The organism is Aliihoeflea sp. PC F10.4 (assembly GCF_054612275.1).
The window spans coordinates 2,043,574-2,063,678 of the sequence record NZ_JBTSWH010000001.1 but is presented as its reverse complement, the minus strand read 5'-3'; the positions used below and the strand labels follow the sequence as shown (position 1 = coordinate 2,063,678).

25 protein-coding genes, 2 tRNA genes and 1 pseudogene are annotated in these 20,105 nt (G+C 59.5%); 9 read left to right on the top strand and 19 right to left on the bottom strand.

The annotated features are described in order from the left end of the window. Positions 1–167 precede the first annotated feature (167 nt). From ACX82Z_RS10405 to ACX82Z_RS10375, 7 genes are all read right to left on the bottom strand, one after another. Entirely contained in the window at positions 168–452 is a 285-nt protein-coding gene (locus tag ACX82Z_RS10405; RefSeq protein ID WP_459588522.1) for a DUF982 domain-containing protein, read from the bottom strand. 33 nt (positions 453–485) lie between these two features. Next, complete coding sequence (locus ACX82Z_RS10400) at positions 486–785, bottom strand: DUF982 domain-containing protein (protein WP_459588520.1); 300 nt, start codon at positions 783–785, stop codon at positions 486–488. Positions 786–923: 138 nt separating this feature from the next. Next, the gene (locus ACX82Z_RS10395) at positions 924–1,259 is read right to left on the bottom strand and encodes a hypothetical protein (protein WP_459588519.1); all 336 of its coding nucleotides are present in this window, start codon (positions 1,257–1,259) and stop codon (positions 924–926) included. Further along, positions 1,256–1,432 (bottom strand): hypothetical protein, encoded by a 177-nt coding sequence (locus tag ACX82Z_RS10390; RefSeq protein WP_459588517.1) that lies wholly within the window; start codon positions 1,430–1,432, stop codon positions 1,256–1,258. The genes ACX82Z_RS10395 and ACX82Z_RS10390 overlap by 4 nt, the downstream gene beginning before the upstream one ends. A gap of 23 nt (positions 1,433–1,455) precedes the next feature. After that, the gene (locus ACX82Z_RS10385) at positions 1,456–1,743 is read right to left on the bottom strand and encodes a hypothetical protein (RefSeq protein ID WP_459588515.1); all 288 of its coding nucleotides are present in this window, start codon (positions 1,741–1,743) and stop codon (positions 1,456–1,458) included. A 58-nt stretch (positions 1,744–1,801) separates the two neighbouring features. Continuing rightward, entirely contained in the window at positions 1,802–2,026 is a 225-nt protein-coding gene (locus ACX82Z_RS10380; protein WP_459588514.1) for a hypothetical protein, read from the bottom strand. Positions 2,027–2,122: 96 nt separating this feature from the next. After that, on the bottom strand, positions 2,123–2,383 hold the full coding sequence (locus tag ACX82Z_RS10375) for a hypothetical protein (protein WP_459588512.1): 261 nt from the start codon (positions 2,381–2,383) through the stop codon (positions 2,123–2,125). Positions 2,384–2,549: 166 nt separating this feature from the next. Between ACX82Z_RS10375 and ACX82Z_RS10370 the strand changes: the two genes are divergently transcribed. After that, a complete protein-coding gene (locus ACX82Z_RS10370; protein WP_459588511.1) occupies positions 2,550–3,380 on the top strand; it encodes a DUF7946 domain-containing protein in 831 nt (276 codons plus the stop codon). Here the strand turns inward: ACX82Z_RS10370 and ACX82Z_RS10365 are convergent. The 8 genes from ACX82Z_RS10365 to ACX82Z_RS10330 all read right to left on the bottom strand — a co-directional run bounded on the left by ACX82Z_RS10365 (position 3,377) and on the right by ACX82Z_RS10330 (position 7,170). Continuing rightward, a complete protein-coding gene (locus tag ACX82Z_RS10365; RefSeq protein WP_459588510.1) occupies positions 3,377–3,616 on the bottom strand; it encodes a hypothetical protein in 240 nt (79 codons plus the stop codon). The genes ACX82Z_RS10370 and ACX82Z_RS10365 overlap by 4 nt on opposite strands. 77 nt (positions 3,617–3,693) lie before the next feature. Next, a complete protein-coding gene (locus tag ACX82Z_RS10360) occupies positions 3,694–3,867 on the bottom strand; it encodes a hypothetical protein (protein WP_459588508.1) in 174 nt (57 codons plus the stop codon). 451 nt (positions 3,868–4,318) lie between these two features. Next, entirely contained in the window at positions 4,319–4,750 is a 432-nt protein-coding gene (locus ACX82Z_RS10355; protein WP_459588506.1) for a helix-turn-helix domain-containing protein, read from the bottom strand. A gap of 155 nt (positions 4,751–4,905) precedes the next feature. Then, complete coding sequence (locus ACX82Z_RS10350; protein ID WP_459588504.1) at positions 4,906–5,214, bottom strand: hypothetical protein; 309 nt, start codon at positions 5,212–5,214, stop codon at positions 4,906–4,908. A 213-nt stretch (positions 5,215–5,427) separates the two neighbouring features. Further along, positions 5,428–5,504 (bottom strand) — tRNA-Arg (locus ACX82Z_RS10345). Positions 5,505–5,517: 13 nt separating this feature from the next. Beyond that, positions 5,518–5,823: an ETC complex I subunit gene (locus tag ACX82Z_RS10340; protein WP_459588503.1), complete on the bottom strand. Its 306-nt coding sequence runs from the start codon at positions 5,821–5,823 to the stop codon at positions 5,518–5,520. A gap of 22 nt (positions 5,824–5,845) precedes the next feature. After that, a tRNA-Pro gene (locus tag ACX82Z_RS10335) sits at positions 5,846–5,922 on the bottom strand. Between the two features lie 81 nt (positions 5,923–6,003). Continuing rightward, the gene (locus tag ACX82Z_RS10330; protein WP_459588502.1) at positions 6,004–7,170 is read right to left on the bottom strand and encodes a cystathionine beta-lyase; all 1,167 of its coding nucleotides are present in this window, start codon (positions 7,168–7,170) and stop codon (positions 6,004–6,006) included. A gap of 336 nt (positions 7,171–7,506) precedes the next feature. Between ACX82Z_RS10330 and ACX82Z_RS10325 the strand changes: the two genes are divergently transcribed. From ACX82Z_RS10325 to ACX82Z_RS10310, 4 genes are read left to right on the top strand one after another with little or no spacing between them, the layout of a single operon-like run. Continuing rightward, positions 7,507–8,535, top strand: coding sequence for an amino acid ABC transporter substrate-binding protein (locus ACX82Z_RS10325; protein WP_459588501.1), 1,029 nt, complete (start codon positions 7,507–7,509; stop codon positions 8,533–8,535). A 60-nt stretch (positions 8,536–8,595) separates the two neighbouring features. Continuing rightward, positions 8,596–9,789, top strand: a complete 1,194-nt coding sequence (locus tag ACX82Z_RS10320; protein WP_459588499.1) for an amino acid ABC transporter permease — start codon at positions 8,596–8,598, stop codon at positions 9,787–9,789. Positions 9,790–9,793: 4 nt separating this feature from the next. Continuing rightward, a complete protein-coding gene (locus ACX82Z_RS10315; protein ID WP_459588497.1) occupies positions 9,794–10,951 on the top strand; it encodes an amino acid ABC transporter permease in 1,158 nt (385 codons plus the stop codon). 24 nt (positions 10,952–10,975) lie between these two features. After that, positions 10,976–11,779, top strand: a complete 804-nt coding sequence (locus ACX82Z_RS10310) for an amino acid ABC transporter ATP-binding protein (RefSeq protein ID WP_459588495.1) — start codon at positions 10,976–10,978, stop codon at positions 11,777–11,779. Positions 11,780–11,788: 9 nt separating this feature from the next. Here ACX82Z_RS10310 and ACX82Z_RS10305 read toward each other — a convergent pair whose 3' ends face one another. From ACX82Z_RS10305 to ACX82Z_RS10295, 3 genes are read right to left on the bottom strand one after another with little or no spacing between them, the layout of a single operon-like run. After that, positions 11,789–12,253: a GNAT family N-acetyltransferase gene (locus ACX82Z_RS10305; protein WP_459588494.1), complete on the bottom strand. Its 465-nt coding sequence runs from the start codon at positions 12,251–12,253 to the stop codon at positions 11,789–11,791. Next, positions 12,253–13,470 (bottom strand): FAD-dependent oxidoreductase, encoded by a 1,218-nt coding sequence (locus tag ACX82Z_RS10300; protein ID WP_459588492.1) that lies wholly within the window; start codon positions 13,468–13,470, stop codon positions 12,253–12,255. The genes ACX82Z_RS10305 and ACX82Z_RS10300 overlap by 1 nt, the downstream gene beginning before the upstream one ends. A gap of 1 nt (position 13,471) precedes the next feature. Then, positions 13,472–13,717 carry a zinc-finger domain-containing protein gene (locus tag ACX82Z_RS10295; protein WP_459588490.1) on the bottom strand — a complete coding sequence of 82 codons (246 nt, stop codon included), beginning with the start codon at positions 13,715–13,717 and terminating at the stop codon, positions 13,472–13,474. A gap of 139 nt (positions 13,718–13,856) precedes the next feature. Here ACX82Z_RS10295 and ACX82Z_RS10290 point away from each other — a divergent pair, with 139 nt between their 5' ends. The 4 genes and pseudogenes from ACX82Z_RS10290 (at position 13,857) to ACX82Z_RS10275 (ending at position 18,891) form a co-directional block, all read left to right on the top strand. Further along, positions 13,857–16,055, top strand: a complete 2,199-nt coding sequence (locus ACX82Z_RS10290) for an RNA degradosome polyphosphate kinase (RefSeq protein ID WP_459588489.1) — start codon at positions 13,857–13,859, stop codon at positions 16,053–16,055. Positions 16,056–16,062: 7 nt separating this feature from the next. Next, positions 16,063–17,575: pseudogene (gene ppx, locus ACX82Z_RS10285) on the top strand (exopolyphosphatase). Positions 17,576–17,603: 28 nt separating this feature from the next. Further along, entirely contained in the window at positions 17,604–17,978 is a 375-nt protein-coding gene (locus ACX82Z_RS10280; protein ID WP_459588488.1) for a Rid family hydrolase, read from the top strand. A gap of 193 nt (positions 17,979–18,171) precedes the next feature. Continuing rightward, positions 18,172–18,891: a DNA helicase gene (locus tag ACX82Z_RS10275; protein WP_459588486.1), complete on the top strand. Its 720-nt coding sequence runs from the start codon at positions 18,172–18,174 to the stop codon at positions 18,889–18,891. 16 nt (positions 18,892–18,907) lie between these two features. On the opposite strand, the gene rnd is transcribed toward ACX82Z_RS10275, so the two are convergent. Beyond that, on the bottom strand, positions 18,908–20,068 hold the full coding sequence (rnd, locus tag ACX82Z_RS10270; RefSeq protein WP_459588485.1) for a ribonuclease D: 1,161 nt from the start codon (positions 20,066–20,068) through the stop codon (positions 18,908–18,910). Positions 20,069–20,105: the final 37 nt, after the last annotated feature.

The following is a 20,105-nucleotide window of genomic DNA, read 5'->3' as shown; positions in this document are numbered from 1 at the left end:
GCACGTCGCTTGGGCTTCGAGTGGCTTCATGCGCACCCAACGCCGCATCAGCAGCCTCCCGTTCCAGCCGTGCGATCTAGAGGCTTTCCGTCTCGCTACCACTTTGTCATCCATCACAGCGCGAATGGAGGGCGGCGTGCCAGACCGCCCTCGCATCTGTAGATGGATTAAACGTGGTTATCGCTTCCGATAATGTTCAGGGGCGGCAAACTACCGTCTTCAACTAGAATGTCCTTCTTCTGTGCAAAGGCAACGAACGCACCTCGCGCAGTCTCGGCATTCACGTCCCCAGCCAGAGCAGACTTGCAGGCGCGGATCGCTGCTTTCTGCTCCGGGCTGTTGCCGCACCAGTTCAAAAGCATCTGGTAGGCATCAGCAACTGTGTTGAGCTGTCTGGGAAATCCCAGCCCTGTCAATACCCGGATGGGCTTCTCGAATGGCTTCGCAAGCATTGCATCCTCCTATGCAGGATCACAGCGAATGGCTCAGGCAGGCACGCGCCCACCAGGGCCGGGCTTGACCATCCACGGGTGGGCCGTGGCTTCATTTTCAAGAATTCCCTTGCGCAAAGCAAAGCCGCGAAGAGCGTCGCGAGCCACTTTCACGGGTTTCAGCCCGTCACTTGCCATGATGCATGTTCGAAGCGTCGCTTCGTGCATCGCGTCACATTTGTCGTCCGGCCAATCCATCAGGAATTCGACCGCATCCTCCAGATTGGTGATTTCCCGCACGAGGGTCTTCCCATCCTTCAGATAGACCGGTTTCGCGAAGGTTCTGCTCGTCATCTCATCCTCTCATTTGTTGAGCGTTTACAGCAACTAATCCGCCATCACCGGGCGGCGATGAAATATTTTGGTACGGCATTTTCGAAGTTCAAGGGCTGAAGTCGTTGTCACGCTCAGCGGGACGCGGCCTTGTGCCGATTACGTCTGGACTGGACTAAGGGTTATAAGCGCTACCGCTATCACAGCAAGGACTAGCCCAGCCATCTGCACGGGGGTGACGCGCTCACCAAAGAACGCAATCGCCACGACATTTACTGCGACAAGTTGCACAACGGCCGACAAGCTCAGTGCAACACCCATGCCAACGTCGCGGATCAATCGGAGCATAATCAGATTGCCGATCGTGTAGAGGGCGAGGGTGAGCGCAAGCCACGCGATGCTGTTGGCTGACAGCGCCCATGCTTTTGCCGAACTCGCTGCGCCGACAAAGATCATTATGGATGTGGCAAGGAGCGCGAAGCTGCTTAGTGTCACGCCCCGCCTTCCTCGCGCACTCTATGCGGCATGTCTCGCTTGAGCAGATCAGCCAGAACGTGTGCCGCTTCCCGCAGGAGCTTGCGCTGTTCGTCGGCAGAGAATTGCTCGACGTGTTCGGCTGCCTCAAGAAGCTCCACAACAAGTTCAATGCCTTTAGAATGTAGTTTCATCTGGCCCTCCCGCCTGTCTACATTCAGTCATCATTGGCTGCATTCAGATCTTCCGGCCGAGTGCCTTCTTCAGCCGTGTCGTCCTCTGTATCGTCCGGCTCGGCCAAAGCCGCAGCAGCGTCCAACAAGGCCTGACGCACAGCTGCCTTGGCAAATCCACGAATATCGCCGGCAGATAGCATCATCACTGGCACCTCGCCGTTGATGACAATAGCCGTATTGTCGAAGCTGCGACGCATCGAGAATTCCACGACCTCGCGCTCTCTGTTGTACCCCAGCTTGTTAAGCTGCATATCAGTTGTGAAAGTCATGCCCCGTACCCCTGAACTCGAATCGAGCCTGATAGGCCCGTCGACCTTCTACCCGATATCACGCCTCATAGCGCTTGCCTTTGACCGTTCTCGGCATCTCATGTTCTAGCGCGCGGTGGTGCTCCGCAACAATCTTGATCCATATGCCGGTCGTCATTGGGATTTCGGCATTGCCATCGAGCCATGCGTGAACGAGTGACACGTCGCATCCCAGCGCGCGGGCAAGAATATCCGGCGTCCAGCGAATCGTGTGCAGCGCACGGTCAAGGTCGTCTGGCGTCATGCTGTCACCGGCTGCATGGAGGCATTAATGTAAACATCGAAGCACCAACCGCTCGGCATCACAAGACTGCCTTGCGCTTGGGCAAAGTACTATTGTCTATTCCATGTCCGGCACGTCGCCGCTGACGAACAGCGTCGTCGGTTCGCCATATTCGCCGATATCGGGATTGGCCTCACGGCTCCATGCGATGACGCCGGCATGGCTCGGTGCAATGGTCTTTGCTTGACGGATCGCGCGGTCCTCGGTGGCATAGTCCTGCGGCCCGAACGCCGTCACCAACTCGCCATCGTCGGTCCGGTCGAACGCAATCACGACGATTAGTTTCGGTGTTTTGGGTTGGGCATGGTTGCCGGTCATGGTGGAACTCCGGTGGGCGTCGATGATGCCGCTGCCACGACGAGAAGTCCATCAGGCTCAGAGATAGAAGGTTATATCTCTAGGGGCAGGTGAGAAATCGGCCCTCGAAGACTCCACAACCTTAAGCTGATCTGCTTCCATGCTATCGGGGCATGGGAGAGATAAATTGCATCAACTGAAGTTTGAGTTCGATGGTCGCGAGGCTTTGCACCATGTGGTTGACGCACGGCAACTTGGCGCGAGCTTGATCGGCCTCGACAAGGCCGTTTCAACAAGCCTGGTTATTCTAATTCACGGGCGGCTGCCGAAGGGTCGCGAGCGTGTTCCAGACCTATACATCGCGGCAGGAGCGCCAGAAAAGGGGTCTGTGACGATCCCGGCAATCATTGAGAATGTACCTTGGGTTTTACCGCTTGTCGGTGAAGTTATTAAGACATATGGTGTTGATTTTATTAGGAACTTCCTCTCTTGGCTGTTATTATGGCATGGAGGTCGGAAGAGCGATGCGCAGGTCTATATGGACGCCATGACGGAAGTTCTAAAAGAGAACAATCGCAGCTATGAAGCGACCACGGAAGCTTGGCAGCGCACGCTGTTGGCTGTTGTCGAGCAGCTTGCCCCGGCAGCAAAGCAGATGGTGGAGCCGGTTGGGCGCACGGCGTCGGAGCTTCGGATCGGTGACGCCTCTGGAAGCCAGACGATCATTGACGAGCCAACTGCCGAGGCGATCCGTTCGCGAGAGGAAATCGAATTGACTGACAAGGAAACACTCGTCGTCACTGTCGATGGCGTCATAAAAAGATCGAAGGCCCTTCGACTGGTCTTGGAGGGTGACGAGTATCAAGCCGCTGAAATTCGCGATCCAGAGTTTGATGTTACGCCAAACATTTACCTAGATGCCTTGGCTTCAGGGTTCCCGATCAAGATCACAGCGAGGCGTGCGCTCCGGGCCGGCAAACTGTACCGTCTATACGTTCTGGAAGCTGAGAAAGCCTAGGCCTCGCCTTCCTCGCGCACCTTTCGGCCCTTCTCAGTTAGCCGAAACCAGAACTGCATCCCGCGTCCCGGCACCAACTCGACCAGCCCCAGGTCAACGAGCCGCGCGACAGTCATGTGATCCGGGCCTTTGATGTCCTCAAGCTCGCGGCCCACGCTGTCCTCGTGCGGGAAGCCGTCGTCCAGCTTCGCCATCATGCGGATTTGCGCGGTGGATAGGTCGGAGAGGCGGGTCATAAGCCTAACGAAGCATGCCGTGCTTTGAGTCGCAAGCCACACATATTCAAGGCTTCAACTCGTTGACAACGCGCGCTTTAGAACCTGACTACGATATCATCATCAACAGTCTTGAGAACAGTTGCATGTGTTTCTGGAAGCAACCGCACGACTACGCCATCGATCACAACTTCCGCAACGAACCCCGCTTCTGCCGCACCTTTGCAAATAGCGGTGATCTGCGCTGCAGATATCGCCAAGCGCTTTGTCAAGATTTCCCCTTAGTCGCGCGGGCCGCCTCTTTGCGCTTTTGAAGCATCCGCCTCACGGCATTCTGCCCCGAGGACCGTAAAGCAACGGCGTTATTTTTTGCAGCAGCATTCGCTATGGCAGCCCGGTCAGCCGACGGCAGTAGGTCTCGATGCACTTGACCTTTTTCATAGCCTTGACCATCTGGCACCACCCTGCATTTCTCGCGCATTGCATCAATCGCAGCGAGCGTCACGAAATCTCTGCGGCCTATTCTCTCAATCACAAGGCGTCCGCGAGACGCTTCTGCCCGAAGTGTAGCAGGCGAGATCTTTCCTCTAAATACGATTTCGCAAGCCTCTTTGAGCGTTAGGGGTGTGTCATGTTCAATGGGGGGGCGGTTATCGCTCACTACGTGTAACCTATCTTTGGACCATCTGAATTCTGTTAGCACTAAACGCACGTCGCGCCGCACTACGCCTTGGAGGCATTCGGATAAATCATATTATTCGCTTCATATCGCTCGACTTCTTCCGTTGAAATACGGAGCAGCTTTCCAAGGTGGAAGCTTGTCAGCTCTCCCCTGTCGATCATGTTGCGCACGTGTCCGTCAGAGCAGCGCCAGCGCTCCGCAAGGGTTCGCGGCGAGTAAGCCCGTGGCTTGCCCTGGACATCAACGTCCCGCCGTCCTGCTTGAGCGCTGTTGCCGCTTTGTGTCTCTGGCAACTTCGTGAAGGCAGTATCAATAGCCACCCGATCCCAAACGATAGAGCAATCGAGTTTCTTGGGACGGGGCATTCGACCGTCTTGCACCATGTCATCGAACGTCATCACGCGGACGCCGATGTAGCGGGCCGCCGCTTCGCGACTGAGGCCGCGCGGTGGGTAAGCGAACCGATCGTCCATGAGGAAACTTTCTTGGTTTGAGATAAGAGACGGCCGGTGCTGGGGGAGCACCGACCGTCCATACTTACTCAGGAGTTGTCACTGCGACGCGGGGGACATCGAGCAAGCGACAACACAGTAACCACGATAGCTTGCGATTGTTCCGCTCTCGGCACTTAGTCCGAACGCCGTTTGGATGAGCGAGCTAGCGGATTTGCAACTGGCGGAACAGTGCTGCGCTTTCGCCTTCCTGACCGCTCTGTCGGTGACGGCTGGGCTACAGGCTCGAACGAGCACGGGTTCTCGATCATCTTCTCGGCAAGCATTACGATTTGCTCCTGGCGAAGTTTGACCGTGCGCCCGCATCGAACGAACGGTATGGCGTGACGGCGGATCAAATGGCGTACGTGGCGCTTGGGATCGGGAACGTCATCGCTGGTTATGCTGAGCTTTGCGGCAACTTCTTCAAGGGTGAAAGCGATCATACTCCCTCCTTCGGCATAAAGGCATTGCCGTCATGGCAACATCAATCAGCTGGCGTTCGTGTCATACGAGCACGCAAGCCAGGTTTTTTGTTGCGTTCATGTCGCGTCGAGTAGCCGCGCGTCAATGAAAACCCTTGCAAACCAAGGATCGTCAGTTGCAACATGGCGCGACATGAGGGTGAAAGGGTAGGGAGGTTAAGTCGTTGATTTTATTGGCGATCCCGGCAGGATTCGAACCTGCGACCATCGGCTTAGAAGGCCGGTGCTCTATCCAACTGAGCTACGGGACCAAACCTGCCGGGACTAATGCGTCCAGGGGATTTTGCGATCGTAGCGGAAGTTTTCCGCATAGGAAATCTGGCGGCGGCGCGCGTCCTTGGGCTCCTGGATGCGGAACTCGATGCCGTTGCGCATCGCATAGGCAATCGCCTCATCCTTCGTCTCGAAGGTGAGGCGGATCTGGCTCTTCATGTCGCCCGAGCTCGTATATCCCATCAGGGGATCGATCTTGCGCGGCTGCTCGGGATCGAATTCGAGGACCCAGAAGCCGGTCTTGGCCTTGCCGGACTGCATGGCGGTCTTGGATGGGCTGAAAATGCGTGCGGACATCTTGGTCTCCGTTCCGTCCCGATGGTCGGAGCGGCAGGATTCGAACCTGCGACCCTCTGGTCCCAAACCAGATGCGCTACCAGGCTGCGCTACGCTCCGACTGCCGGGCTGATGTTTGCCTGACTAGTGGGTCACGCAACGCTTCGCAAGGGGCAAAATACGCTTTTGCCGTCGCCTTTGTCATGAGGTGACGGCGGAGAGCCCCCGTTCGATGTCGGCCTTGATGTCTGCAACGTCCTCAAGGCCGATTTGAAGCCGGATCACCGGCCCGCCATAATCCTTGCGCGAAACGGTCCGGTCGGAAAGGTCGACATGGACGGCTAGGCTTTCATAGCCGCCCCAGGAATAGCCGAGGCCGAAAATCTGCAATGCATCGAGGAATGCGTGCGCCTCGCGGGTGCCGCCGTTCGCCAGGACGATCGAAAAGATGCCGCTCGAACCCTTGAAGTCCCGTTTGAACAGTTCGTGATCGGGATGGCTTTCGAGCGCGGGATGCAGAACCTGCGCAACTTCCTCGCGGCTTTCCAGCCAGCTTGCAAGCGTAAGCGCGCTTTCCCGATGGCGCTCAAGCCGAACCCCCATCGTGCGCAGGCCGCGCAGAACCTGATAGACGTCATCGGGCGCAGCACACACGCCCATCGTTAGATAAGTGTCCCAGAGCGTTTCCCATGTCGCTGCATTGGCCGAAACGGTGCCCAAAAGAACATCGGAATGGCCCGCGGGATATTTGGTCGCGGCATGGATGGAAATGTCGACGCCGTGGTCGAGCGGCCGGAAATAGAGCGGCGTTGCCCATGTGTTGTCCATCATGACGACCGCGCCGCCTGAATGGGCGGCCTTGGCGATTGCCGGAATGTCCTGCATTTCGAAGGTGTTGGAGCCGGGCGCCTCGGTAAAGACGACCTTGGTGTTCGGTTTCATCCGCGCGGCGATCCCGGCACCGATATCCGGTTCGTAATATTCGACCTCGATGCCAAGGCGCGTCAGCATCGTATCGGCGAAACGGCGTGTGGGATTGTAGATCGAATCGACCAGAAGCACGTGGTCGCCCGCGCTGCAAAACGCCAGAAGCGGGATGGTGACGGCGGCAAGGCCTGACGGCACAGCGATCGTCCCCACTGAGCCTTCGAGTTCGTTGATCGCATCGCAAAGCGCGTCGCTCGTGGGCGTACCGCGCGTGCCATAGGTGTATTTTTGACTGCGCGCCGCCATGGTCGCGGCATCCTTGAAAAGCACGGTCGAGGCATGGACAACGGGCGGATTGACGAACCCATGAAAGTCGCGCGGCTGGTAGCCGCTATGGGCGAGGCGGGTATTCGGTCCGCGACGGTCGTGATCCTTGGTCATGCTTATCCACCACTTGTTGCAATCTCGCCGCCAAGCCATAGCGCTCTGCCCGATTCCGTGCAACGCAAGCGATGTGCTCAACCGCTGGGCAATGGCGCGCATCTGCGCGACGTTAGGGAACGTGTCGAAATCATGACGTTCGGACAGGGCCACAGACGCTTTCAGGCTTGACCCAGCAAAATTTATGGCCTTCGATGCCGGTTGTGGATGGGAGCACAATGTCGGTCGCCGACAATGAGGCGATGTCGTGACGGTCAGGCGACCGAGCGGCCGCTTCCGGAAATATAACAAGACGAAGCATAGGAACATGCTTCGAAATCAGAGGGTAAGTGGGCAATGAACAAGCTTTTGGTGGGTATTCTCGGAGGCGCCGTCATGGCGCTCGGCGTTTCGGCTGCTTCGGCGCAGACGCTGAACGACGTCAAGTCGGCCGGCTCCGTGAAGTGCGGCGTCCATACCGGCCTTGCCGGTTTCGCCGCGCCGAACGACGCTGGTGAATGGGCCGGCTTCGACGCAGATTTCTGCCGCGTGGTGGCTGCCGCCGTCTTCGGTGACGGCGAAGCCGTGACCTTCGTTCCGACCAACGCGACCGAGCGCTTCACCGCGCTGCAGTCGGGCGAGATCGATCTTCTGTCGCGCAACACGACCTGGACTCTCAGCCGCGACACGACGCTGGGTCTGACCTTTGCGGGCGTCAACTACTATGACGGCCAGGGCTTCATGATCAACTCGACCGCCCTGCCGGACATCAACTCGGCGCTTCAGCTTTCCGGTGCGGCCGTCTGCGTCCAGTCGGGCACGACGACCGAACTGAACCTTGCGGACTATTTCGCGGCCAATAACATGGAATACAACCCCGTTGTTTTCCAGGGCTTCGAAGAGACCAACGCCGCTTATGAAGCAGGCCGTTGCGACGCCTACACGACCGACGCATCGGGCCTTTACGCGCTGCGCCTGACGCTTGCCAACCCGGACGAGCACGTCGTTCTTCCCGAGATCATCTCGAAGGAGCCGCTTGGACCTGCCGTTCGCCAGGGCGACGACCAATGGTTCAACGTCGTCAAGTGGTCGCTCTACGCGATGATCCAGGCTGAGGAACTGGGTATCACCCAGGACAATCTGGAAGAGATGATGAATTCGGAAAATCCGGAAATCCGTCGTATTCTCGGCCAGGAAGACGATTCCACCATCGGTGAGGGTCTCGGTCTCGAAAACGACTGGGTCGTCAACATCATCCGCGAAGTTGGCAATTACGGCGAGATCTTTGACCGCAACATCGGTGCGGGCAGCCCGCTTGCGATCTCGCGCGGCCTGAACGCCTTGTGGACCGACGGCGGTCTGCAATACGCGATGCCGATCCGCTGATCCTCGATTGATCTACGGAAGGCGGGATTGTCCCGCCTTCCGCCTTTTGCGGCCGGAGGGATGATGGCTTCGCAAACCCAAGTGCGCGGCGCTGAGCCTGCGCGCGCGTCACTGATCAACGATCCGAAAATTCGTGGAATTTTCTTTCAGATCGTCGTCGCTGTCGCGATTGTCGCTTTTATCTGGTGGATCGTCGGCAACACGACCGAGAACCTGCGCCGCGCGAATATCGCGTCCGGCTTTGGCTTCCTGAATGGTCGCAGCGGCTTCGATCTTAGCCAATCGCTGATCGCCTATTCGTCGAATTCGACTTTCGGACGCGCACTGATCGTCGGGCTGTTGAACACGATGCTCATCGCGGTGACAGGCATCGTTACCGCCACCATCGTCGGTTTCATCGTCGGCATCGGTCGTCTGTCCAAGAACTGGCTGATCGCACGCATCTGCACGGTCTATGTGGAGGTATTCCGCAACATCCCGCCGCTGCTCGTCATCTTCTTCTGGTATCTCGGCGTTCTGTCGGTGCTGCCCGGGCCGCGTGACAGCGTCGATCTTCCGCTCGGCTCCTACCTCAACAATCGCGGCCTCTTCTTGCCGCGGATCATCTGGTCGGAAGCAGCCTGGGTCATCCTCGCGGCGATCGTCGCGGCTGTCGTGATCATTATCGGCCTCAGCATCTGGGGACGCCGGCGACAGGCCGCAACGGGCAAGATTTTCCCGATGTTCCGGGTCGGCCTCGCCATCTTTATCGGTCTGCCGGTCATCACTTATTTTCTGGCTGGCTCCCCCGCCACGGTCGAACTGCCGGAACTGTCGACCTTCAATATTCGCGGCGGCTGGACTATCCGGCCGGAGTTCCTGTCGCTCTATCTGGCGCTTTCCTTCTACACGGCCTCGTTCATCGCCGAGATCGTTCGCGCCGGTGTGCTCGGCGTGTCGAAAGGGCAGTCGGAGGCGGCCTATTCGCTCGGCCTGTCGCCGCGCCGCACCTTACGACTAGTGGTCGTGCCGCAGGCGCTGCGCATCATCATCCCACCGCTGACCAGCCAGTATCTCAATTTGACGAAGAACTCGTCACTCGCGATCGCAGTCGGCTATGCGGATCTGGTGGCGATCGGTCAGACAACTATGAACCAAACCGGCCAAGCGATCGAGGTCGTTGCGATCTGGATGGTGGTCTATCTGGGGCTGAGTCTTCTCACCTCTGGCTTCATGAACTGGTACAACGCCAAAATGGCGCTGGTGGAAAGGTAAGACCATGCAGGAACATGATCTCTCCTATGTCCGCATGGAAATGATCAATGCGCAGTCGGCGCCGCAACGGGATCGCGGCGTCGTCAAATGGCTGCGCAAGAATCTTTTCGCCACGCCGATCGACGCCGTACTGACGCTTTTTGCGATATTGATCCTGGCCTACACCTTGCCGAACTTCCTGCGCTGGGCCTTCGTCGATTCCGTGTGGACCGGCGCGAACCGCGAGGTCTGTGCCACGGTCAGCCAGGGCGGCATCCAGCCTGACGGCTGGTCGGGCGCGTGCTGGGCTTTCGTGAATGCGAAGTTCTCGCAGTTCATGTATGGCCGCTACCCGGTGTTCGAGCGTTGGCGGGTCGACTACACGGCGATCGCTTTCGTCGCGCTTCTCGTGCCGCTCTTGATCCCGCGCATTCCCTTCAAGGCGATCAATGCCGCACTCTTCTTCGTCGTGTTTCCGATTGCCGCCTATTTCCTTCTGGTCGGCGGTCATTTCGGATTGCGCTACGTTCCGACTTCGCTGTGGGGCGGGCTGCTCGTCACCATGGTCCTGTCCTTCGTCGCGATCGTCGTTTCGCTGCCGATGGGTATCCTTCTGGCGCTCGGACGGCGATCGAAGCTGCCCGTCATCAAGATGATCTGCGTGATCATCATCGAGACGGTACGTGGCGTGCCGCTGGTGTCGGTCCTGTTTATGGCGAGCGTCATGCTCCCGCTTTTCCTGCCGGCCGGCATGACGTTCGACCGCTTCCTGCGCGCGCTCGTCGGCCTGTCGATTTTCGCGTCCGCTTATATGGCGGAAGTGGTGCGCGGCGGTTTGCAGGCGATCCCGAAGGGGCAGTATGAAGGCGCGGCCTCGCTCGGGCTCGGCTATTGGCAATCCATGCGGCTTATCGTTTTGCCGCAGGCGCTGAAGCTCGTCATCCCGGGCATCGTCAACACCTTCATCGGCCTCTTCAAGGATACAAGCCTCGTCTACATCATCGGCATGTTCGATCTGCTCGGCATCGTGCGCCAGAACTTCGCCGATGCGAGCTGGGCGTCGCCGCAGACCCCGATGTCGGGCCTGATCTTCGCAGGCTTTGTCTTCTGGCTGTTCTGCTTCGGCATGTCGAGATACTCGATCTTCATGGAACGTCGGCTCGACACCGGGCACAAAAAATAAGGCCACGCGCCAAGGGGAATGAACATGGCTACCGAAAACGCAGTCGCTGCCGACAACCGTTCGATCGATCGTTCCAAAATGCAGGTGTCCGACACGGACGTGGCGATCGAGATCGTCGACATGCATAAATGGTATGGCGATTTCCACGTCCTTAGGGACATCAACTTGAAGGTCATGCAAGGCGAGCGCATCGTCGTCTGCGGGCCTTCGGGTTCGGGAAAATCGACCATGATCCGCTGCATCAACCGTCTGGAAGAGCACCAGAAGGGCCAGATCATCGTCGACGGCAAGGAACTGACGAACGACCTGAAGAAGATCGACGAGGTGCGCCGCGAAGTCGGCATGGTGTTCCAGCACTTCAACCTGTTCCCGCATCTGACGATTTTGGAAAACTGCACGCTCGCGCCGATCTGGGTTCGCAAGATGCCCAGGAAGAAGGCCGAGGAAATCGCGATGCACTATCTCGAGCGCGTCAAGATTCCCGAGCAGGCCAGCAAATATCCGGGTCAGCTTTCCGGCGGTCAGCAGCAGCGCGTCGCGATCGCCCGCTCGCTGTGCATGAACCCGCGCATCATGCTGTTCGACGAGCCGACCTCCGCGCTCGATCCCGAAATGATCAAGGAAGTGCTGGAAACGATGGTGGGCCTTGCCGAAGAAGGCATGACCATGATCTGCGTGACCCACGAAATGGGCTTCGCGCGTCAGGTCGCCAACCGCGTGATCTTCATGGATCAGGGCCAGATTGTCGAGCAGAACACGCCGGAGAAGTTCTTCGACAATCCGCAGCACGAGCGTACGAAGCTGTTCCTCAGCCAGATTCTACACTGACGCTGATCGTCAAAGGTTCTTTCGCATGATGGAAAAGGGCGTCACGCCCTTTTCGAAGGTTTCGGCTGTCTGCCACCCGGCTTTCTCGTAAAGCTCTTGCGCAGAGGCGGTATAAAGCCAGAGCTGATCGATGCCGCCAGTGAGTGCAAACGCCTCGAGCGCTTCGATCAGCAATCGCGAATGGCCTCGGCCACGATGGGCCGGCTCGACATAAAGTCCTGCAAGCCATGGGTTGAGGTCCGGGCGACCGTCCAGATCGTCCAGACATAACGCCACCATGCCGACCGGCTGCTCGTCATCCAGAAGGACGAGAACCGTCGGAAAAAGATCGTCCCGTGCAGCGGCGATCTTTTCCTGCTGCTGGATATCAAAAAGATCGATGCCGTCTTCCCGAAAGAACGCGTCCCAGCGCCATCGGGCGGTAATCGCAGCAAGCTCCGGTCTATCGGAAAGTTTGACGATAGCAGTGGTCATCAGCCATCCGCTTCAGTTCTCCATCCATAGAGCCAGTCGAGATCGGCCGCGAGCTTCTCTGGCGAGCGTGTTCCGAGGAAGAGATTGCGCGCCAGCGCGACGGGGCCTTTCGCATGCCATGCGAACTGATTGAGGCCACCGCGCAGTCCCACGCGTCGTATCCGCGGACGGCGCAGCGCGACATAGCGGGCGAGGGCGTCGGTGAGTTCGTTTTCGGCCACCAGCCCCGCAAGAACGTCGGCGTCTTCGATCGCCATGGCCGCACCCTGCGCAGCGAACGGTGCCATGGCATGGGCGGCGTCGCCGATCAGCGCGAGGCCGTTCGGATGCGTCCAGCCGCAATTGGGATTGGCGATGTGGAGCGGCCACATCGTCCAATTCGGCACCGCAGATACGAGTTCGGCAATCGCCGGATGCGCGCTTTCGATGAGACGCGAAAGCAATTCGGGATCGCCCTCGCGCACCCAGCCGGTGCGGGACAGCGTCCCGCTGGTGATGATGACGACGTTGAGCGCGCCGTCGCCAAGTGGATAGGCGACCGCATGGAATTTCGGCGACGCGAATGTCGTCACGCGGTCGTCGGTCGCGATCCGGCGAAACGCCGCGCCTTCCCCTATGCCGAGCGTCGCGCGCCAGGCAACGGTGCCGATGGCGCGCGTCTGACCTTCCGGTCCGCCATGATCGCGGATTGTGGACCACACCCCGTCCGCGCCGACGATGAGACGCGTCGGCAACGTTTGCTCCGTGCCGTTCTCGTCGAAAACCAGATGCGGCAACGCGTTGTCGACGTTGAAATCCTTGACGTCGACGCCGGTGGTCAGCGTGATCAGCTTTTCGTGCTTTACCCGCGAGAGCAGCGCCGATTGCAACGCGCCGCGCGCCGCGACGAGATAGGGCGCACCCCAGCGTTCGCGGCCGAACGTGCCAAGCCGCACCTCGGCGATCTGCTTGAGACTGGCGGCGTCAAGAATGGTGACGGCTTCGGGCGCCGCATAGCGGCCGTCGAGCGCGTCGATGACGCCGAGCCTGTCGAGGATGCGCGTGGCGTTCGGGGAAATCTGAAGACCGGCGCCGATTTCGCGAAGTTCCGGTGCGCGTTCAAGCACGTGAACCGGCAGGCCTCGTTCGGCGAAGGCGAGGGCGGCTGTCAGCCCGGCGATGCCACCGCCGACAATGGCAATCGGATGCTCGGTGAAGGCCGCGTCCGCTTGCGCCACGTCAGGCGGCAGGTTCGCGATAAAGTGCGCCGGCCGGCACCGTCTCGGTCGCCTTCAGCGAAGGATCGAACCGATAGAGCGTCGAGCAATAAGGGCAGACCTTTTCGTTGTCGTCACCCATATCGAGGAAGACATGCGGATGGTCGAAGGGCGCGTTCGCGCCCACGCACATGAATTCCTTCACGCCGATCTCGATTGACGCGTGTCCTGCGTCGTTCTGGAAGTGCGGAATTGCGTGGCCGGCCATGACGGACTCCGAAGTTCTTTGGAATTCAGGCTTTGAGCGTTTGCAGCATTGGCCCCGTCAATGCAAGATAGCCGATATGAAACTGTCGCAAAAGGCTGGCAGGAGTGGGTAAACCTCGCTCAAGGAACGGTTCGGACCCATGAATGAAATGAAGCCGGTAGAACGCAGTTTCGCCAGCCCCGTGGCTCAATTGGCCAAGTCGCCGGAGGAAAATCCCGATCGCTTCGTCAATCGCGAGTTTTCCTGGCTCCAGTTCAATCGTCGTGTCCTGGAAGAGTCGCACAATGCGAACCATCCGCTTCTCGAGCGGCTGCGCTTCCTGTCCATCTCGGCCGCCAATCTCGACGAGTTCTTCATGGTACGCGTGGCCGGTCTCGCCGGTCAGGTCCGTGCCGGAATCGCGATCAAGAGCCCGGACGGGCGAACGCCAGAGGAGCAGCTTGAGCAGATATTGCTCGAGGTTTCGATCCTGCAGGCGGATCAGCAAAAAAGCTTTTCACTTTTGGCTGAACTTTTGCGCAAGCAGCGGATCGAGATCGTGCGCTCTGCCCCCTTGTCGAAGGAGGACAAGTCGTGGCTCGAGGATCACTTTCTAGAAGCGATCTTCCCGGTTCTGACGCCGCTGTCGGTCGATCCGGCGCATCCGTTTCCGTTCATTCCCAATCTCGGCTTCTCGATGGCGCTGCAATTGCGCCACCGCAAGAACGGGGAGGAGATGTCCGCGCTTTTGCGCCTGCCGCAGGCGCTCAATCGCTTCATTCGCCTGCCCGACAGGCGCGGCAACGTCCGCTTCATTGCGCTTGAGGATGCGGTCGAGCTTTTCATCGGCCGTCTTTTCCCCGGCTACGAGGTCAAGGGATCGGGCACCTTCCGCATCATTCGCGACTCGGACATCGAGGTCGAGGAGGAGGCCGAGGATCTGGTGCGGCTTTTCGAGAGCGCCTTGAAACGCCGCCGGCGCGGACAGGTGATCCGCATCGAGTTCGACGACGAAATGCCGGCCGCGCTGCGCGACTTCGTCGCCTCGCAACTCAGCGTGGGGCCGTCGCGCATTTCGGTCCTGACCGGGCCGCTCGCGATCAGCCAGATTTCGGAGATCGTTTCGCTGCCGCGCGACGATCTGAAGTTCCGTCCGTTCAACCCGCGCTTTCCCGAGCGCATTCGCGAGCATGGCGGGGATTGCTTCGCCGCAATTCGCGAGAAGGACATCGTCGTCCACCATCCGTACGAATCCTTCGACGTCGTCGTGCAGTTCCTGCGTCAGGCTGCGCTCGATCCCGAAGTCGTCGCCATCAAGCAGACGCTTTACCGCACGTCGAATGACAGCCCGATCGTGCGTGCGCTGATCGATGCGTCAGAAGCGGGCAAATCGGTCACCGCGCTTGTGGAATTGAAGGCGCGGTTTGATGAGGAGGCGAATATCCGCTGGGCGCGAGATCTGGAACGCGCAGGCGTGCAGGTCGTCTTCGGGTTCATCGAATTGAAGACCCATGCCAAGATGTCGCTCGTCGTGCGCCGCGAAGATGGCAAATTGCGCAATTACGTCCATCTGGGCACCGGCAATTATCACCCGATCACTGCGCGCATCTACACCGACCTTTCCTATTTCACGTCGGACCCGCAGATCGCGCGCGATGTCGCGCAGGTGTTCAATTTCATCACCGGCTACGCCGAGCCGACCGACCACATGAAACTGGCGATCTCGCCGTTTACGCTGCGCCAGCGCCTGCTCGACCACATCAATGCGGAAATCGAATTCGCCAAGGCCGGCAAGCCGGCGCAAATCTGGCTGAAGATGAATTCGCTTGTCGATCCCATCGTCATCGACGCGCTTTACGAGGCGAGCCGCGCCGGGGTGGAGATCGATGTCGTCGTGCGCGGCATCTGCTGCCTGCGTCCGCAGGTGCCGGGACTGTCCGACAACATAAGGGCGAAATCGATCATCGGCCGGTTTCTCGAACATTCGCGGATTTATTGCTTCGGCAACGGCCATGGCCTGCCGTCCGATGAGGCGATCCTCTATATTTCGTCGGCAGACATCATGCCGCGCAATCTCGACCGGCGTGTCGAAACCATGGTTCCGATCACCAATCCGACGGTCCATGAGCAGGTTCTGGGCCAGATCATGCTTGGAAACCTGATGGACAACCAGCAAAGTTTCGAAGTATTGCCGGATGGGACCTCGCGGCGGATGACGCCCGAGGAGGGGGAGGAGCCCTTCAATGCGCAGGAATATTTCATGACCAATCCGTCGCTGTCCGGTCGCGGTAATGCCTTGAAGTCGCATGCGCCAAAGCGTATCGCGCGCCATCGTCGCAAGAAGCAACAGGCTGACTGACCACCGCATGATTGCAAATTCGCAGGGCCGCCTGCCGGATCGCCGTCCGGTATCGATCATCGATATCGGTTCGAATTCGATTCGTCTGGTCATCTACGAGGGCGTCGCGCGCTCGCCGACCGTCCTCTTTAACGAGAAGATGCTGGCCGGGCTTGGCCGTGGCATCGTGACGACTGGCAAGCTCGACCCTGACGGCGTACGCCGCGCCGTGGAGGAATTCGGGCGGTTCCGCTCTCTCTCAGCAGGCCGGTGCCGAAAGCCTGCACGTCATCGCGACGGCCGCTGCGCGCGAGGCGGAAAACGGACCGGATTTCATCCACCGGGCCGAGGAAATTCTTGGAACGCCCATCAAGGTGCTGACGGGTCGGCAGGAAGCCTATTATTCCGCGCTCGGAATCATTTCCGGGTTTCACAAGCCGGACGGCATCGCCGGTGATCTTGGCGGCGGCAGCCTCGAACTGGTCGATATCCGCGACAGGACGATCGGCGACGGGATCACGCTGCCGCTCGGCGGGCTGCGCCTGCAGGAAATGGCGCAGAATTCGCAAACGGCGGCGACGCGCATCGCGCGGACCGAGTTGCTTCGCGCCAAGCTTTTGAAGGAAGGGCAGGGGCGTACCTTCTATTGCGTCGGCGGCACCTGGCGAAACCTTGCACGCCTGCACATGATCGTTCGCGGCTATCCGCTCAACGTCATGCACAATTACGAAATGCCGGTGGAGGGGCTTGCCGATTTCCTGAGGCAGGTCGCCGCCGGGGAACTCGACAAGACCAAGGGGATCGAGCGCATTTCCAAGAGCCGCCGCGCGCTTTTGCCCTATGGCGCGACGACGCTGCTCGAAGTCCTGCGGGCCATGAAACCCGGTAAGGTCATCGTTTCCGCCCAGGGCGTGCGCGAAGGCTACCTCTACTCCCTGTTGTCCGAAGACCAACAGGTCGAAGACCCGTTGATATCGGCCGCTGAGGAGCTTGCTGTGCTGCGCGCACGCTCCGTTCGGCACTCGCGAGAACTGGCGGGTTGGGTCGGCGAAACATTCCGCGTCTTCGATATCGAGGAGACGGAAGACGACGCCCGCTACCGCCATGCCGCCTGTCTGCTGGCGGATATCGGCTGGCGCGCGCATCCCGAATATCGTGGCACGCAGTCGCTCAACATCATCGCGCACGCGTCGTTCATCGGTGTGGACCATCCCGGCCGCGCCTTCATCGCGCTTGCCAATATGTTTCGTCACGAGGGCGTCTCCGCCGATGGCGTTTCACCGGAAATGCGCACATTGGCGACGCCATATTATGTCGAGCGCGCACGTGTGCTCGGCGCACTTTTGCGCGTCGTCTATCTGCTCTCCGCGTCGATGCCGGGCATCATTCCTGGTCTCAAATGGGAAAAGAGCGGCGACGGTACCCTGCGCCTGGTCGTTCCGAAGGAACATTCCGGCCTGATGGGCGAGCGCCCCGCCGGTCGCATGGCGCAACTATCCAAGGTGCTCGGTAAACCGATGGAATTGGTGGTCGGGTCGTGATGATGATCGAAATGCGAGCAAGCACCGAATGAGACGGAATTTTTCTTCAGGCTACCCGAATGAAGACGCGTATGGATATTCGCGTGCCGTCAGGGTCGGGAACCAGATTTTCGTCTCCGGAACGACCGCTCGCGCGCCGCATCTTGACGGTGATGCCTACGTTCAGTTGAGCGCGGCGCTTTCGATCGTGGAGGAAACGCTTGGCGAAGCGGGCGCTGAACTTCGCCATGTGGTGCGAACAGTCGTTTATGCGCGCGACATGGCGGACGAACCTTTGATAGCGCGCGCCCATGCCGAGCGCTTTGCAACGATACGTCCGGCGAGCACGATCGTCGAAGTAGCGAGCCTGTCGCCGCGCGAGGCGCGCGTTGAAATCGAGATAACGGCCGTTCTGGACGATTGATTTCGCCGACTCTGAACGGCTGACGCGTATTCCCGCTCTCATCGAATCGTGTATTCTCGATGCAGGGTGACGCCTGCGCCTCCTCCCTCCTTAGGGAAAGCAGTTTTCATGCAAGGTGACTGACCGAAAAGCCGACTATTCGAGCGCGCGCATAAGGAGGGGTTGCGGCTATCGCTCGGCATAGGAGGTTTCGTTGAAACTCAGCCGTCCCATTTTTCATTTGAAACGCGATGCGCGGATCGCTGCAAAAACGCACGGCCTCGCCCTTCACAGCGCCCTCGATAAAACGGCTGCTCGGGAAGGATATAAAAGCTGGGGTCAGTTGGCGGCTGCACATGCGCGCCTTCGGCCCGAAGAACGTCTTCACGCTCGCCTGAAACCTGGAAACCTCGTGCTTGTCGGTGGTCGACCGGGGCAAGGCAAGACGCTGATGGCACTGAAACTGGCCGCGCAAGCGGCGGCAGCAGGGAACGAGAGCGTGTTTTTCACGCTGGAATATTCGGCTCGAAACGTTTTCGAGCGGCTGGAGCGGATCGACATGCCGCCGCAAAGCGAGCATCTTTTCCATGCCGATTGCTCCAACGATATATGCGCGAACTACATCGAGGACCGGTTAAGAACGGCGCGACCCGGAACGCTGGCCGTTGTCGATTATCTGCAAATCCTCGATCAGCGGCGCGAGACGCCGCCGCTGACACGGCAGGTCGGGTCGCTCAGGGACTTTGCGGGGCGCAATGGGCTTATCGTCGCCTTCATATCGCAGGTCGATCGTGCGTTCGACGCTTCGGGTCGCGGGTGTCCCGACCTGAGCGACGTTCGGCTGCCCAACCCCCTCGATCTATCCGTGTTCGACCATACGATGTTCGTGCATGGCGACCAGGTGACCATCTCGCAGCCGGGCCGTTCGATCTGATCGGTCAGGATTGGAGCTAATCGTTGGCGATATCGAACGCGGCGATCCGGCGTTTCTCGAATTTGATGCCGATTTCGCCGCGTACGAGCCTGAGCGCCTTTTCGCCGAAAACCTCGCGCCGCCAGCCTGACAAGGCAGGCACGTTCGCCTTCTCGCCCTCGCCGGCTATCTTGTCGAGATCGTCGCTGGAGGCGAGCACCTTGGGCGCGACGCCTTCCTGCTCGGCCGTCATTTTCAAGAGCACCTTCAAAAGTTCGACCGCCGCGCCCGAACCTTCCGGCTGGTGAGCCTGCTTCGGCATCTTCGGCAACTGATCCTTCGGGATTTCCAGCACCTTGCCGACAACTTCGAGAAGCGAGGCGGCGGTGGAAGAGCGCTCCCAACCTTTCGGTATCGAACGCAGCCGCCCGAGTGCGGTCTGGTCTCGCGGGGCCTGCTGGGCGATTTCGTAGATCGCATCGTCCTTGATGACCCGGCTGCGTGGAACGTCCCGCTCGCGCGCCTCGCGATCACGCCACGCGGCCACGGCCTGCACGATGGCGAGTTCCAGCGGCTTGCGCATGCGCATCTTGAGACGTTTCCACGCATCGTCGGGATGCGGATCGTAAGTCTCGCGCGCGGTGAGGATTTCCATTTCCTCGTTGAGCCAGTGCGCGCGGTCCTCGCGTTCGAGTTCGGCCGTCAGGTGTTGGTAGACGTCGATAAGGTGCGTGACGTCGGCCAGCGCATATTCGAGCTGCCGGTCGGTCAGCGGGCGATGCCGCCAGTCGGTGAAACGCGACGACTTGTCGAGCCGCTCGCCCGTGATCTTCTGGACGAGCTGATCGTAGGAGACGCTGTCGCCGAAGCCGCAGACCATGGCGGCGACCTGCGTGTCGAAAACCGGATGGGGGATGAGATCGCCCAGATGAAAAATGATCTCGATATCCTGCCGCGCGGCATGGAAGACCTTGGTGATCTTCTCGTTCGCCATCAGCTTGAAGAAGGGTTTCAGATCGATGCCCTTGGCGAGCGGATCGACGAGCGCGGTGACGCCGGGAGCTGCCATCTGGATCAGGCACAGAACAGGCCAGAAAGTCGTCTCGCGGATGAACTCGGTGTCGACGGTGACGAAATCCGACTTTTCGAGTTCGGCGATGACGGCTTCGAGTTCGGCCTGATCCTGAATGAGATGCATGTGCGGCAGCGTTTCCTGTCTTTTACCTTTCCTTTCC